Genomic DNA, 15,099 nt, shown 5'->3' with positions numbered 1-15,099 from the left:
ACGACGACGAAGTACGAGTTGGACCTGGACCTCGGCATTCTGCGGATCGACCGGATCATGCACCCGCCGGTACCTTACCCGGCGAATTACGGCTTTCTCCCGCAGACGCTGGACGAAGACGGCGACCCGCTGGATGCGATGGTTCTGATGCAGAATCCCGCGGATCCGTTCACGGTGCTCAGCGCCCGCCCGGTGGGCGTCGTAAACCTCACAGATCGAGGGAAGAGCGACGATAAGATCCTATGCGTCCACGTCGATGATCCGAAGTACGACGACTATCAGAGCACCGATGACCTGCCCGACTACGAGTTTCGGGAGATCGAGTGGTTTTTCGAGGACTACCAGGACGTCATGCACCGGGAGGTCGACGTAGAGGGTTTCCTCGGCACGGAACGGGCCCACGACAGCATCCGGATGTGCCGCGACATCTATCAGGAAAACGTCTCCGGCAACTGGGATGCATGACGACCCCGGCGCCACTCACATCGAAGGAAACCGGCCAGACGCCGAGACCTCCACTTCGCCCTTCGCCCTCCGCCCTTCGACCTCGCCTCTCCCCCTAGGCCGTTGTCAGATCCTCAAGGACGAGATACAGGCAGGGGACGATAATGAGGATGATCGACGTCGCGAAGACGATGCCGAAGCCGAGCGAGATGGCCATCGGAATGAGCTGATAGGCCTGACTCGATCGCTCCAGGATAATGGGCGAGAGGCCGCCGAACGTGGTGAGCGTGGTGAGGATGATGGGGCGGAAGCGGCGGACGCCGGCTTCCTTGACCGCCTCGAATACGGACCGGTCTCGCCGCTGCCGGTTGGCGTAGTCGATCATGATGAGCGAGTCGTTCAGCACCACGCCGGACAGCGCGATAACGCCCATCAGGCTAACGAGTGAAAGGTCGTAGCCGAGCAGGATATGTCCGATCACCGCACCGACGAGTCCGAACGGGATGGCGCCCATGACGATGAGCGGCTGGGTGTAGCTGTTGAAGGCGATGGCGAGGAGGGCGTAAATCACGAGCATTGCCAGCGCGAACCCGCCCCAGAGCGCCTGCGTCGATTCGCGCATGTCGGCCTGGCTCCCCTCGAAGCTCCACGTCATCCCGGGAAACTGCGACCGTAGCTCCGGCAGCACGTCGGCGCGCAACGCTTCGATGACGCGCCCGACCGCACTCGGGGGATCCGCGTCCATGCTCACGGTCACCACCCGTCGGCCGTCCCGGCGATTGATGGAGGTGAACGCCTCCCCCTCCTGGATCTGAACGACATCCAGGAGCGGCACCTCGGTCCCCGCGGGCGTTTGAAGGACGAAATCCTCGAGGTGGTAAATGTCCTTCCGCTGTTCACGGGGAAGCTTGACGCGGACCTCAATCTCGTTCGTTCCGCGGAGCTGGCGCTTGGCCAGTGCTCCGAAGAAGGCGTTTCGGATCTGTTCGCCGACCATCGCCGACGTTAGACCCAGGCGGCGGCCCTCCGGCAGCAGCGTGAAGTCGAACTGGGCCTTCCCGCGATTGTAGTTGTCGTTCACGTCGCGGGTGGCAGCGAACGATTCGGCGCTCGACAGAAAGGTCTCGCTCGCATTTTCCAGGACGTCGATGTCCGAATGACTGAGGTCGACGCTGATGTCCTGTCGATACCCGCCAGGGCCGCGTTCCGCCTCGAACGTGATCTGGTCGAGTCCCTGGATGTCGCCGATCTCGTCCCGCCACAGCTCGATCACCTCCTGCGCCGACATGTCCCGCTCGGTGGGCGGCTTCATCACGATCTCAACGTCGATGAAGTTCTGCCCTCGCACGTTCGTCTTGATCCCGTCGGCGACGCGATGCAGGTCGTTTTCCTCAAACATGCGGTACGTCGCATCCGTGATGTCCTCGGCGACGCGTGCGGCCTGGTCGACCGTCGTGCCGACGGGCAGGCTGGCGCCGGCCTCGATCTCGTCGGCAGCCACCTCCGGCATCAGCACCATCCCCATGTGGTCGCTGTACCCGTAGCCTGCTACCACCAGGAGGAGGCCGACGGACCCCGTAAGCGTGATGTACCGCGCCTTCAGGCAGGCGTCGAGGAAGGATCGATAATGCGTGTTCACGAAGTGCTTGAAACGGCGCGCGAACGCCTGCTGCCCGTCTTCAATGCGCTTCGTCAGGGTGTATCGTGCCGAGCCGGAGCTGTGGGCCAGGTGAGCGGGGAGAATGAAGAGCGCCTCCAGCAGCGACACCGCCAGTACGACAATGACGACGGCGGGCAGCGGCCACCAGTATTTGCCCGTGGTACCGGGGATAAAGAGCAGGGGGATGAACGCGATAATGTTTGTCAGAATCGCGAAGGTTACCGGCTTCGCCATCTCGCGCGCCCCCTGAATTGCTGCTTCGACAGCGCCCATCCCTTCCTCCCGGAGCGCGTATACGTTTTCCCCGACCACGATGGCGTCGTCCACGACAATGCCAAGGGCGACCAGAAAGCCGAACATTGAGATCATGTTGACGCTCAGTCCGGCCAGCGGAAGAAACAGCATCGCGCCGATGAAGGAGATCGACATGCCCATCATCACCCAGAAGGCGAGGCGTAGATCGAGGAACAGCGCCAGGATAAAGAGAACGATGATGATGGCGAGCACGCCGTTTTCCGTGAGCAGGGAGAGGCGTTGCCCGTAATCGTCGGCCGTATTGCTATCGATCCGGTAGGTGACGCCCGGTGGAAACGACGATGCGGCGGTTTCCAGCACGCCGGTCGCTTTTTCCGCAATGTCGAGGGGCGACTGGTCGCCGATCCGGTAAATCTGGAGGTCGACGGTCGGCTGCCGGTTGAACTTGCCGTGGAAGCCGGTTTCCTCGAAGCCGTCGGTGATCGTGGCGATATCGGCGAGGGTGACGTTGCCTCCGATGTCCGAGGGGATGAGCTCGATGTTGCCGAACTCTTCCGCCCATTGCTTCCGCTCCTGCATGCGAAGGAGGATTTCCCCGTCGCTCGTCTCGACCGCGCCCGCCGGCACGTCGTCACTGGAGGCGGCAAGGACCTGTGCCACCTCGTCAAGCGTCATGCCGTACTCGCGAAGGCGCGCCCGGGGAATTTCGACGTGTGTCACGTAGTCAGGGACGTTCCCGATCTCGACCTGTGTGATGCCGTCGGTGCTGAGGAGTTGATCTCGCGTCGTTTCGGCCAGCCTTCGAAGGGTCCAGATGTCCGCTTCTCCATACAGCCCGATCGTCATCACCTCGCGCTGGTTCGATTCGAGCTGTACCTCGGGTTCCTCGATGTCATCGGGGAACGTGCGGATGCGGTTGACCGCCTGATCGATGTCCTGGAATGCTTTCATCCGGTCGGTGCCGACGACCAGCTCAATGGAAACCTCGCCGCGTCCCTCCTCGGCGGTGGAGGCGACCTCTTTGATGCCCTGCACGCCCCGGACGGCTTCCTCGACGGGACGCAGGATGCCCTGCTCGACCTCTGCGGGGGCCGCTCCGGGATAGGTGACGCTCACCTGCACGACGTCCAGCTGGTACTGGGGAAAGACCTCCTTCTGAATGTTGAACATCGTCCACACCCCGCCGCCGATGAGGATGATCATCAGCAAGTTGGCGGCGATGGGCGTCCGCGCCATGAAGGCGATCGGACCGGAAAACCAGCCATCGGGCCGGTCGGTGCTGGATGTGGCGGAAGGGTCGGACGGGGAGGAGTCCATGTCAAGAGGCGGGATGACCCGTCGGAAGAGCGGCAAAGGGTGGAACGGCCGGGAATCAGCAGAGCGTCACGGGGAAGGATCCGGCAGGGCGTCGCGATCCGACGGTCGGTCTGCATCGGGCGCAAGGCGGAGGGGCGCGCCTTCCCGGATGGTCGCGAGGCCGGAGGTCACGATGCTGTCGGCCGCCGTGATGCCAGTTCGAACGTATGCGTAGCGGGCGTCCTTCAGGATGACTTCGACGTCACGAATCCGGAGCGAGTCGCTCTCCATGATCCAGACGGTATCGTCGCTCCGAAGATAATCCCGGTTGAGGCGGACCACGTCCGGCAGGGGATCGGCCGGGATGTGCACGTCGACGTAAGAGCCCAGCATGAGTGCGGGCTTGTTCTGCTGGTCAGGCGTGGTGGCGCCCGGGTCGGGGACGGCGATCAGCAGCCGCGCCATCCGGGTGCGGTCCTCCAGCGCCCCGATGCGACGCGCCAGGTAGCCCTGTCGGTGCGTTCCCTCAGGCCACGCTGTTCGATTTTGAATCCGAACGATCGCGTTGCGCGAGGCGGCATCTTCCAGGGATGCGGCCGTCGACAGCCACTGCATTTGCGAAAGGGGGATAGTCGCCTCCACCCAGTACCGGTCCCGCCCGACGACCCGTGCGATTGGATCCCCGGGCTGGACCTGCGAGCCCGTGCTCACATTGCGCTCCAGAATGTGCGCGTCGAAGGGGGCCCGGATAGCCGTCCGCTCCAGGTTGAGTTGCGCCTGTTCGACGGCGGTCCGCGCCGACTCCACAGCGGAGCGAGCGGCCCGGAGCTGCGGCCGGCGGAGGACAAGGTCGCGGTTTGCGGCCGAGAGCGTGTCGTCGAGTAGTTGATAGTCCTGTTCGGCCACGTTCTGCCGTCCCATCTCCAGTTGGAGGTCCGATTCGGCCTGCTGCAGTTCGCTGCGGCGCTGCTTCAGCGTGTTGCGGTAATCCGAGGGATCGATCCGGACGAGGAGTTCGCCCTCCGGCACGTCCTGTCCCGGATCGAAGGCTTCCGAACGGGTTACGATCTGCCCTTCCACGCGCGGGCTGAGTACCACCTCCTCCACGGGGCGAACCGTACCCATTGCGCGAATCACAGGGCGGACGGTGTCCGGCCGCAGCGTCGTGACGTCAACGAGCATAGCGCTTTCCTTGGTGGTGCCGGATGTCTGCGCCTGCGGTTCGGTTGCGAAAATGAGCGCCATCAGGAGAGTGGCACCGGCGAGGATGCCGGCGCAGATAAGCGCCGTTCGGATCCAGCTACCGGATCGGTCGGAGAACAAAGTAGCCATGATGGGACCGTCGAGATTCAGAGAAAGGGCGCGGACGCGACCGCAATGCTATTGATCAGTCTGCTCGCGATGGGTGGTAAATGAACCGGCCAGTGCCCGGTAAAGGGCGATCCGGTCTTCGGTCAGGAGGCGCCGTGCCGTCAGCAGTTCCCGCTCCAGTCGTTGGATGTCTCGGAGGGCGGTCAGCACATCGAGGTACGAGCCGGAGCCGTTCAGGTACTGAACCCGCAGCTGGTCGTACGCCTGTTGTGCGAGGTCGGCCTGCCGCTCGAGTTGCTGCACCTGTTCGCGCTGCCGGGCCTCAAGCGTCAGGGCATCTTCTACGTCCCGAAACGCCTGGAGCACGGTTTGCCCGTAGTCGTAGACGAGTTCGCGCTTCCGTGCCTCGGTTCGGTCCACCTCCGCCTGTAGCTCCCCGCCGTAGAAGAGTGGTGCCAGCAAGTTGCCCGCGATCCCTGCCACCCAGTTGTCGAAAAGGTCTTCGGCCGCCTGGGCGGACGTTGCGGCGGAGGCGGACAGCGTCAGCCTGGGATAGCGATCGCTCATGGCGGCCGCGAGGTCACGGTCGGCGGCCTCGGCCCGAAGGCGTGCGGCGCGGACGTCCGGGCGGCGGCGGATGAGGTCCACAGGCACGCCGCTCTCAGGCGAGGGTGGCAGCGCCGGCAGGGAATCCGGGCCGGCAACGGGCAGGCGCGGGGGCGGGCTGCCGAGCAACACAGCGAGCTGGTGCTCCAGCACGCCCGCCCGGGCTCGAGCCGCCGCCAGATCCTGCTCAGACGCTGCGACGAGCTGTCGTTGCCGAAGAATGTCGACGCTCCGGATCTGTCCCGTCCCGAAGCGCTCACGGAGGAGCTGCAGGACCTGGCGGTTGGTTTCGATCTGTTCGCCGGACACGTCGACCTGGCGCCGCGCCTCCGCCAGTCGGACCCACGTGCGCGCGATCTCTGCGCTCAACGACAGGCTCGCGGCACGGTAATCGGCCAGGGTGGCTTCGGCCCGAGCACGTTCGGCGTCCGTCCGGGCGCGAATGCGCCCCCAGAGGTCCACCTCGTACGATGCCATGACGCCGAGTTCAAGGTCGCGCGCACTCGGGTTGCGGCCCGCGGCATCCTCCGAGCGGCGCTCCGTTTCTGCGGACGCCGAGGCGTCGATGCGGGGCAGGAGTCCGGCCTGCTCGGCGTCGAGGACGGCGCGGGCCTGCTCCAGGCGCGACCAGGCTGCCTGCAGGGTGAAGTTGCGGGCGAGAGCGGTGTCGACGGCAGCGTTCAGCGAAGCGTCCCCGAACGTCTCCCACCACCGATCAACGCGATCTTCGGCCCCGCTACGGGAAAAAGACGCCGGGGCATCGACCGGATCCGGCACGGACCGCTCCGGCGTGCACCCCCCGGCGACGAGCAGGGCCGCCACGACTACGCACAGGCCGCGGACAGCAGTGTACAAAGAATGACGTCCGGAACGCGGCATGGAGAGAATTGGGAGCGGCGGAAGAGCAGTCTGTTAAGACACTGTGTAGGCGGAAGATGCCGCGCACGAAGCCGTTCCTCCAGGTATGAGATCGTCACACACGATGAAACGAACGGTTCGTCCCGGCCAATGAATGGCAAACGGGCAACCGCACCGATGAGTGGCAAACACGAACGCCTCACACCGGATCGGCGTGAGGCGTGTGATAAGCTGGATGGAACGCCTGCTCAGTCGTCGGAAAAGTCCCGATGGCCGAAGTAGTGAAGCACATATTTGATCTTGGATGCCTTTCCCTTCCCGAAGCCGGGGAATTTTCGAATCCGTTTCTCGATCGTGTCCAGATCCGCGCCGTCGTCCCAGATGTTCGACGCGTCCCCGTCGTAGTCGTCCACCAGCATGGCGGCTACCTTCTGCGTGTTCTCCGCCATTTTGTTCGTGAACCGGTGGACGGCCGGCTTCTGAGCGAAGAGGTCCTGGAACTCGTCGAACTCCATGTCCGCGATCTTCGCCATGTCGAGGTGTCCCAGCCGGTCCTTGAGGCGGAGCGGACCTGTAAAGGCGAACTCGGCGCGGACCCGCTGGTCGTACAGCAGGCCCAGAAGCGCTGCGTTTGGATCTTCACGCAGGCGATCATCTTCCTCGGGTTCACCCGTCAGCGTTCCCTCTTCCTTAAAGCGTTCCATCATGCGGACAAGCCCGCCCTTCAGGTCGCCGTAGTCGATATGCGTAACTTCGATCGCCATGTGTTTACCGTCGATTGTGGATTGCGTGGGCCGAGAGTTTCCAGCAGTAAAATGTAGGGGGAAGGGGCGGCAATTGACAGACGGTCGGTCAGAGTTTGCAAGATCTGGCGACTCTTCTCATCTCCCTGTCCGCTCGCGACCGAGTGCGTGGCGTGTAGGAGACGTACAAAACAGGCCCCGACCGAAGACGACCGGGGCCCGTGGATGCCGCGATGTGGGTGATGCGGTTTCGCTAGCGTAGGCGCTGGCGATCCGGAATGTAAGCCGGCCCACCGTTAAGCCCCACGTACGTGAAGTTGTCGCCGTCGTCCACGACCACGTTGTATTTCACGTTCAGGTCGAGGTCGAACCCGCGCGACAGCGGGATGCGGACGCCGAGGCGGGGCGAGACGCCGTACCGCGTTTCGCTCTCGCCGCTATCGACGAAGCTCGGGCCGCCTTCCAGGCCGATGTACGGCTGAATCCCGGTCAGCGAGAAGTTGTACTTCGCTGCCAGGTGCACCGGGATGATATCGACGTCGGGCGCGCCGTTCTCTCCGACGAACTGGTGGTAACCACCCGCGATGCCGATGAAGAACGTGTCGGAGGCCCGATAATAGTAGCCACCGTCAATGGCGAGGCCGGTCTTGTAGGCATCCGAGAATTCACCGGTCACAAACTGCGGACCGCTGTTAAAGTAGATCTGGTGCTGCCAGGCCGGCGACTGCGCCTGCGTAACATTTGGCGCCGAGGCCGAGAGGAAGAGAAGGACGACGGCAAGGATACCGAGTCGTTTCATCAGAAGAGGGCTGTCAGGAGCAAAAGACGATGCGCCCCCGACAAACGACCCCCGCATCGCCCGGTTGTTACGCTCGCGTGTGTTTGCGGAAACGAAACAAAGGATTCGATTAGCGCCGATGTCGGCGTTTCGCGACGGAAACGGACCTGCTTCCGTGGCTCCGGCACGCTATGCCTCGTCCAGCCACTGGGCGACCTTCCTGGCGAAGTACGTCAGGATCACGTCGGCGCCGGCCCGTCGGATCGACGTCAGGGCTTCCATCGCGCCGGCGCGTTCGTCGAGCCAGCCGTTAGCCGCGGCTGCCTGGATCATCGCGTATTCCCCGCTCACATTGTAGGCGACGACGGGCACGTCGCTGTGGTCCCGGATGCGGCGAATCACGTCCAGGTAGGGAAGCGCCGGTTTTACCATCACGAAGTCTGCGCCTTCCTCCAGGTCGAGCCGGAGTTCACGAAGTGCCTCGTCGCTGTTGGACGGATCCATCTGGTAAGTGGCCTTGTCAACCGGCACACCTTCGCGCCGTCGAGGGGCAGAGTCGAGGGCGTCGCGGAAGGGACCGTAGTACGCCGACGCATACTTGGCGGTGTACGACATGAGGGCCGTGTCGGTATGTCCGGCCTCGTCCAGCGCGGTGCGGATGGCACCGATGCGCCCGTCCATCATGTCGGACGGCGCGACGATATCGGCGCCGGCGTCGGCGTGCACGGAGGCGATCTGGCACATCACGTCGAGCGTGGCGTCGTTATCGATGTCGCCGTCGCGGACGATCCCGTCGTGGCCGTCGCTGTTGTACGGGTCGAGCGCCGTGTCGGTGATCACGAGCAGATCCGGCACCTCCGCCTTCACCGCGCGGATGGCGCGCGGGTACAGCCCGTCCGCGTCAACAGCGTGCCGGGCATCGGTCGTTTTTCGGTCGTCCGGGATTTTCGGAAAGAGCGCGATCCCGGGGATACCAAGGGCGTCCAGCGCGCGGGCCTCCTGCACGAGCTGATCGACGGTTAGCCGGTTCTGTCCCGGCATGGAGCCGATCGGCTGCCGCTCGTTCTCTCCGGCCATCACGAACAGCGGCTGGATCAGGTGATCCGTCGAAAGCCGCGTCTCACGAGACAGGCGGCGCATGTTCCCGGTTTGGCGAAGGCGACGTGGGCGCTGCGGAAGGTCGTAAAGCGGCATGGGTCGTGTGGGGGGCGGGGCGTTGCGAATTAAGATTGATGCGTTATGCGTTCGAGGCGCTTGAGAGGAATAGGCATGCGTGAGAGGCAATAGTAGGTGCTGCGATCAAGTACGTATGCATCCACGAAACAGACGATCACTCGTGGACATGCACCGTCTCCGTCGTTGTGCGTTGGGGCTATCAACCGGCATGGCCGTCGGCCTCCACATCGTTCGTCTCGAGCTCGTCATTCCGCATTCGCCATTTCCTCTACGCCTCCTCTCGGCGCCAGGTCGTGTCGCCGTCATCGTCCATTACGACGATGCCGAGGTCGTCCAGTTTCTCCCGGATGGCGTCGGCGCGATCGTAGTCGCCCTCCGCCCGGGCTTCCTCGCGTTCGTCGACGAGAGATTGAACAATGGCGTCGAAGTCGTTGGTAGCGTCGTCAGACACAGAACTGTGTGGTTTGATGAGAAAAAACGGATTGCGGGAATGCGTCGTGGAGTCCCGGGGCTCGGTGTTCACGGGAGGGATGCCAATGGTTCGCCGTCTCTTGGCCTTAGACCGGAAGGCCGAGAGCGGCTAATAACGGGTACTCTCGCCTCGCGCGGTGTGTCCGTGAGGCGCGGGCTGATCCGGGGATCAGAGGCCCTTGCGCTCCCACGTGGTGCCGTCGGGGTTGTCCTTCACTTCAACGCCCATCTCGTCCAGCTGGTCACGGATGGCGTCCGCTCGGTCGTAATCACCGGCCGACCGGGCGTCGGCGCGTTCCTGGACGAGGGATTCAACCCGTTCGGCGAAGGCATCGTCTTCGTCGGATCCGCCGGTCCGCTCGGCCACGGCGTGCTCCGGCTCGACGATACCGAGCAGGTCGTTGATATCGTGGAGCCACTCGGTTGCAGTCCGGGCTTCTGCGGTCGAGAGCGCGTCGGCCTTTTCGATGGCTTTTACCCCCTTCAGCGCTGCGGCCAGCGCCCCCGGCGTATTCAGGTCGTCGCACATCGCGTCGAGCACCTCCTCGTAACTCTCACGCAGCGATTCGGCGAGTCCAAACGATGCGGCTGCGCCGGAGGCCGAGTCCAGCGCCTCGTCCAGCCGCGCCTGCACGTCCCGGTACCGTTTTACGGCCTGTGCGCTGTCTCGCAGCGTTTTGAGGGTGAAGTTAAATGGCTTCCGGTACTGCCCGCTCAGCAGGGTGTACCGGAGGGCGAGCGGGTCGACCCCGCCCTGTTGCCGAATGGCATCCGGTACGTGCTCGTCGTCCGGGTCCGGGGCGATCAGGTCGCGGACGGTGTAGAAATTGCCTTTCGACTTCGACATCTTCTCGCCCTCGACCTGCAGGAAGCGGGTGTGCACCCAGTAGGGGATGACTTCATGACCGGCGAGCGCTTCATTCTGGGCGACCTCGCACTCATGGTGGGGGAAAATGAGGTCTTCCCCTCCGGCGTGCAGGTCGAACTGATCGCCGAGGTAGCGCATGCCCATCACGCTACACTCGATATGCCAGCCGGGGTACCCCCATCCCCACGGGCTGTGCCATTTCATGAGATGGTTCTCGTCGAGCTTCCAGAGGGCAAAATCCCGTGGGTCGCGTTTGCCCTCGTCCTCGACGATGTCGCGCTCGGTGGCCTGGAGTTGCTCCGCCTCCCGGTTGCCGCTTAGCTTTCCGTAGTCCGGCGCCGTTTCTACGGAGAAGTAGACGCCTTTGTCTGTCACGTAGGCGTGCCCGCTGTCGACCAGCTTGATGACGGCTTCGAGCTGGTCCGTGACATGCTCGGTGGCCCGGGGGCGGACGTCCGGATCTCGTAGATTGAGCGCGTGCCAGTCGCGGAGCAGGGCGTCGCTATAGTAGCGCGCCAGGTCGTAGATGTTGGCAAAACGCTCACCTTCTCGTTCCAGTGCCTGCGCCATCCGGTCTTCCCCGGACGGATCCATCAGGTCGTCCTGCGTCAGGTGCCCGACGTCAGTGATGTTGCTCACATACGTCGTCTTCCAGCCGATGGCTCGGGCCGTTCGAAGAATCAGATCGGCGGTGAGAAACGACCGGAAATTGCCGATGTGCGCGTAGTTATAAACGGTCGGACCGCAGCTGTAAAAGCGGAGGTGTTCCTCCTCTTGAGGCTCTACCGTCTCGGTCGTGCGGGTGAGCGTATTGTAGAGACGCAGCGTACGATCGGCCATGCGGGACGGGAACGGGTGCGGTGGAATGGGGCGAGAGCGCGCGACCGGCAAGATCGGCAACCGGTGAATCCGTACACGGTGCGTCCGCGATTGTGCCGGTCGCGGTGGCGTCTGGCGTGAAGAGGCCGGGAGGTTTATGGGGTAGGCTCGTACCGGTCAGTGGGCGAACCCACCGGCGGGGGGAGCGTTTAGCCCCCACCACGTTTTGCCGTCCCGGCCCGCCCGCGACCATGCGCCAGATGTTGATCTTTTTGATGCGAATCCCGAGACTGCTGTTCATCGGGCTTGTCCGCGGCTACCAGCTCCTGGTGTCGCCGCACCTTCCGTCGACGTGCCGCTTTCAACCGACCTGTTCGACCTACAGTATACAGGCGTTCCGTGAGTACGGCGCCATCCGGGGCCTCGTGCTGACGATCTATCGTCTCGGCCGCTGCCATCCCTGGGGTGGGCACGGGTACGACCCGCCGCGGTGGTTCGGGGAGCCGATGCCCGCGAACGACGCGTCGATGTCCCGGTCCTCCGATGCCATCGACCGCGCCTCCGCGGAATGTGACGATACTCGCGAACCCACCGCCGCTTCTTCCCACGCCCACCGCCCCGACGAATGATCGACGCTCCCGATGCCTTGCTCGACCACGTGCAGTTCGACGATGACGGGCTCGTGGCCGCCATCGTACAGGACGACGAGACTGATGAGGTCCTGATGATGGCCTTTATGAACGAGAATACACTGGCCCTTACGCTCAAAACGGGTCGGATGACGTACTGGAGCCGCTCGCGGGAGGAAGTCTGGGTCAAAGGCGCTACGAGCGGAAACACGCAGGCGGTGCGGTCGGTGCGTCTCGACTGCGACGGGGATGCCCTCCTGTTTCGAGTAACGCAGAAGGGAGGCGCCTGTCATACCGGACACCACTCCTGCTTTTTCCGCCGCGCCTCGAACGACGGATGGCAGGAGGACGGAGAAATGGCGTTCGATCCCGACGAAGCGTACGGGTGAGCGGTCTCGTGTCGTGCCCACCGGCTGCACGCCAGGATCAGCGCCGGTGTGGGTTGCCTCATTGTGAACACGTTCTTGGATTCAGTAGGAAATGGTTCGCCGCATCGCTGCGTTCGTTGTCGCCGTGCTGATTCCGGAGGCCGTCGGGGCCGTTGCCGCGGTGGCAACGCAGTCATCCGTGACAACGTGGTACCCGACGTTGACGAAGCCGTGGTTTACACCTCCTGACGCCGTCTTCGCGCCGGTCTGGATTTCCCTGTATGCGATTATGGGGATCGCGTCTTGGCTTGTGTGGACGCGCGGCCCAAGACGCGCGACCGTTCAGATGGCGCTGACTGCATACGTCGTCCAGCTCGTGCTGAACGGGGCATGGTCGATCCTTTTCTTCGGGCTTCAATCCATCGGGGGCGGTCTGATCGTCATCCTGCTGCTGCTCATCGCGCTCTTCGTCACGCTCCGCCGGTTCCGTCGCTGCCATCGGTGGGCGGGATGGCTCCTCTGGCCGTACCTGGCGTGGGTCGCCTACGCCACTGCCCTGAACGCAGCGCTCCTGTGGCTGAACGGATGGTAGCGGCCGGTCTCGCGCGGTGCGTCTGGCGGTGCGTCTGAACGCAACCATCCATTCACGGATCGAACCCGTGGCCGCCAACCGGCGTGCACACGATCGAATGAATTGCACCCTGCATCACTTTCACCCTGATCCCTCGCTTTCTTCGATGCCGATTATGCCGACCTTTCGTCGAGTTACCCGGATCACGAGTTGCCTCTGCATTCTCGCTCTTTTCGCGTTTGCCGTCCCGAACACCGCAACGGCCCAGGAGCGCGGGTCGATGCTGCCGCGCGTAAGTCCCAACGCCAGCGTCAGCCAGACGATCGGCGTCACGACTGTTGACGTGCACTACGGCCGCCCGGCCGTTCGCGATCGCGACGTGTTCGGCAACCTCGTGCCCTATGGCGACGTCTGGCGGACGGGCGCCAACGAGGCCACGGCCATCGCCTTTTCAACGCCCATAACCATTCAGGGCACGACCGTCGACGCCGGTACCTACAGCTTCTTTACCGTGCCGGGCGAGGACGAGTGGACGATCATTCTGAACGATACGGTGGAGCAGTGGGGCGCGTACAGTTACGATGAGAGCAAAGATGTCGTCCGCCTGACGGCGGAGCCCGCGTCCGGCCCCATGCATGAGCGCCTCACCTTCGGCTTTTCCAACATCACCGACACGTCGGCAACCCTGACGTTGATGTGGGACGAAACGCACGTACCGCTCGACATCCGAGTGAACACGCGTGATATCATCGCCGAGCGCGGGGACACCGCTGTCGAGACAGCGGAAAACTGGCAGGTGCCGCTTCGGTACGCGGGATATGCCCTTCAGAACGACCTGTTGACGGAAAAAGCGCTGACCTGGGCGGACGCGTCGCTTCAGATGGAAGAGACGTTTCCTGGCCTCGCCGTGAAGGCCCGCCTGCAGGCGAAGAACGGTTCGTACGATGCCGCCATTCAAACGGCGGAGCGCGCGGTGGAGATCGCCGGCGCGATGGACGAAGCGCCGCGCGGTCTCGATGGACTCACCTCAGACCTGGAGGCGTGGCGCTCACGGTGACTCAACAATTCGTCCGACCGGTCAGCACATGCACTTGAACGGCCGGCAGGTCCGTCATCCGTCCCGGCGTCTCGGAGCCCCCGGGACGCCGGACGTGTTTTCCACCAGACCACTCTTTCGGCTTTTCCGATCAGTTTATGCCTCTGCTTCCCTCGCAGCAAGAGCTTCGTCACGGCCTCCTCGGTGCCGTCGCCGCGCTCCTGCTCCTCGTCCCTGCCTGCACGTCGGACGAACCATCGATGTCAGAAGAAAGCGCAGGCTCCATGGCCGCAGACTCGCTCCTTGCCGAGGCGATTTCAGCACATGGCGGCGGCATCATCGACACCTCGGTTGTGGCCTTTACCTTTCGCGGAGCGCGGTTTCGGCTCTTCCACGATCACGGGCAATTTCGCTATGAGCGCATATTTATGGACACCACGGGGCGCCGCGTCAGGGACGTGCTGTCGAACGACAGTCTCTACCGGTCGGTGGATGGTCGGGTCGTCGATCTGTCCGCCGATGAGCGTGCGGCCCTGAACACGACCGTCAATTCCGTGGCGTATTTTGCGCTGCTCCCGTACAAGTTGTCGGATCCGGCGGTGAACGCGCGCCGCCTCGGGATCGACACGGTCCGCGGCACGCCGTATCATCGGGTGGAGGTCACCTTCGCCCGCGAAGGGGGCGGGCAGGACTGGGAAGACCGATTCGTGTACTGGTTCGATACGACCGATCGCAGCATGGACTTTCTCGCCTATGCTTACGGTCTCGGCGGCGAGGAACCCGGGCACCGGTTTCGAGAAGCGTACAACGTTCGTGAGGTTGAAGGCGTGCGCGTGGCGGATTATTTGAACTTTACGGACTCCACAATTACCCCCTCCACGCTCGAGTCGTACCCGGACCGGTTCGGACAGGCCTCACTGAAGGACGTCTCGCGGGTCGAGCTTGACTCCATCGATGTCCGCCCGACACCACGGTAGGCGACTCTATCCGTCCAGAGACATTCGAATGCTCGGACGTTCCCACACCGCGTGTGCGGGAATGTACGACAGGCAAAATCGGCATCGTTGAAAGCATTGCATGGCCGTAATGCTTTACTTTCGTTGAACATCGGCGCCCTGATCATTCCGTGCGTCGATCGACAATGTCGAATCAGTTTCTCCGGCCCCCATGAATCTCTCCACGCCCGGCCTCTCGCCGGAGGCCTTCGAAG

14 protein-coding genes are annotated in these 15,099 nt (G+C 63.6%); 6 read left to right on the top strand and 8 right to left on the bottom strand.

Features of this window, described 5'->3' with window-relative positions; genetic code table 11:
• Nucleotides 1–465 (top strand): inorganic diphosphatase (locus ACFCU0_RS06810; RefSeq protein ID WP_434972915.1); only part of this gene is annotated, 465 nt, incomplete at its 5' end.
• Between the two features lie 94 nt (nt 466–559).
• Here ACFCU0_RS06810 and ACFCU0_RS06805 read toward each other — a convergent pair.
• The 8 genes from ACFCU0_RS06805 to cysS all read right to left on the bottom strand — a co-directional run bounded on the left by ACFCU0_RS06805 (nt 560) and on the right by cysS (nt 11,306).
• On the bottom strand, nt 560–3,595 hold the full coding sequence (locus ACFCU0_RS06805; RefSeq protein WP_434972916.1) for an efflux RND transporter permease subunit: 3,036 nt from the start codon (nt 3,593–3,595) through the stop codon (nt 560–562).
• A gap of 147 nt (nt 3,596–3,742) precedes the next feature.
• Nucleotides 3,743–4,987 (bottom strand): efflux RND transporter periplasmic adaptor subunit, encoded by a 1,245-nt coding sequence (locus ACFCU0_RS06800; protein ID WP_434972914.1) that lies wholly within the window; start codon nt 4,985–4,987, stop codon nt 3,743–3,745.
• 48 nt (nt 4,988–5,035) lie between these two features.
• Nucleotides 5,036–6,451: an efflux transporter outer membrane subunit gene (locus ACFCU0_RS06795; RefSeq protein WP_434972913.1), complete on the bottom strand. Its 1,416-nt coding sequence runs from the start codon at nt 6,449–6,451 to the stop codon at nt 5,036–5,038.
• Nucleotides 6,452–6,678: 227 nt separating this feature from the next.
• A complete protein-coding gene (locus tag ACFCU0_RS06790) occupies nt 6,679–7,194 on the bottom strand; it encodes a hypothetical protein (RefSeq protein WP_434972912.1) in 516 nt (171 codons plus the stop codon).
• A 232-nt stretch (nt 7,195–7,426) separates the two neighbouring features.
• Nucleotides 7,427–7,972, bottom strand: a complete 546-nt coding sequence (locus ACFCU0_RS06785; RefSeq protein WP_434972911.1) for an outer membrane beta-barrel protein — start codon at nt 7,970–7,972, stop codon at nt 7,427–7,429.
• 168 nt (nt 7,973–8,140) lie between these two features.
• The gene (hemB, locus tag ACFCU0_RS06780) at nt 8,141–9,145 is read right to left on the bottom strand and encodes a porphobilinogen synthase (protein WP_434972910.1); all 1,005 of its coding nucleotides are present in this window, start codon (nt 9,143–9,145) and stop codon (nt 8,141–8,143) included.
• 250 nt (nt 9,146–9,395) lie between these two features.
• Nucleotides 9,396–9,578, bottom strand: a complete 183-nt coding sequence (locus ACFCU0_RS06775; RefSeq protein ID WP_434972909.1) for a CysS/YqeB C-terminal domain-containing protein — start codon at nt 9,576–9,578, stop codon at nt 9,396–9,398.
• 189 nt (nt 9,579–9,767) lie between these two features.
• Entirely contained in the window at nt 9,768–11,306 is a 1,539-nt protein-coding gene (gene cysS, locus ACFCU0_RS06770) for a cysteine--tRNA ligase (RefSeq protein ID WP_434972908.1), read from the bottom strand.
• Nucleotides 11,307–11,560: 254 nt separating this feature from the next.
• Between cysS and yidD the strand changes: the two genes are divergently transcribed.
• The 5 genes from yidD (at nt 11,561) to ACFCU0_RS06745 (ending at nt 14,866) form a co-directional block, all read left to right on the top strand.
• The gene (gene yidD, locus ACFCU0_RS06765; RefSeq protein WP_434972907.1) at nt 11,561–11,914 is read left to right on the top strand and encodes a membrane protein insertion efficiency factor YidD; all 354 of its coding nucleotides are present in this window, start codon (nt 11,561–11,563) and stop codon (nt 11,912–11,914) included.
• Nucleotides 11,911–12,303 (top strand): phosphoribosyl-AMP cyclohydrolase, encoded by a 393-nt coding sequence (hisI, locus tag ACFCU0_RS06760; RefSeq protein ID WP_434972906.1) that lies wholly within the window; start codon nt 11,911–11,913, stop codon nt 12,301–12,303. The genes yidD and hisI overlap by 4 nt, the downstream gene beginning before the upstream one ends.
• A 91-nt stretch (nt 12,304–12,394) precedes the next feature.
• Nucleotides 12,395–12,874 (top strand): TspO/MBR family protein, encoded by a 480-nt coding sequence (locus tag ACFCU0_RS06755; RefSeq protein WP_434972905.1) that lies wholly within the window; start codon nt 12,395–12,397, stop codon nt 12,872–12,874.
• 154 nt (nt 12,875–13,028) lie between these two features.
• Nucleotides 13,029–13,910, top strand: coding sequence for a DUF2911 domain-containing protein (locus ACFCU0_RS06750; RefSeq protein WP_434972904.1), 882 nt, complete (start codon nt 13,029–13,031; stop codon nt 13,908–13,910).
• A 137-nt stretch (nt 13,911–14,047) separates the two neighbouring features.
• Nucleotides 14,048–14,866 (top strand): DUF6503 family protein, encoded by an 819-nt coding sequence (locus ACFCU0_RS06745; protein WP_434972903.1) that lies wholly within the window; start codon nt 14,048–14,050, stop codon nt 14,864–14,866.
• Nucleotides 14,867–15,099: the final 233 nt, after the last annotated feature.

It is taken from the genome of Longibacter sp. (assembly GCF_051155795.1).
Lineage (GTDB): Bacteria > Bacteroidota > Rhodothermia > Rhodothermales > Salinibacteraceae > Longibacter.
The sequence above is the reverse complement of the archived record's forward strand: the minus strand, read 5'-3'. Positions and strand labels throughout refer to the sequence as shown.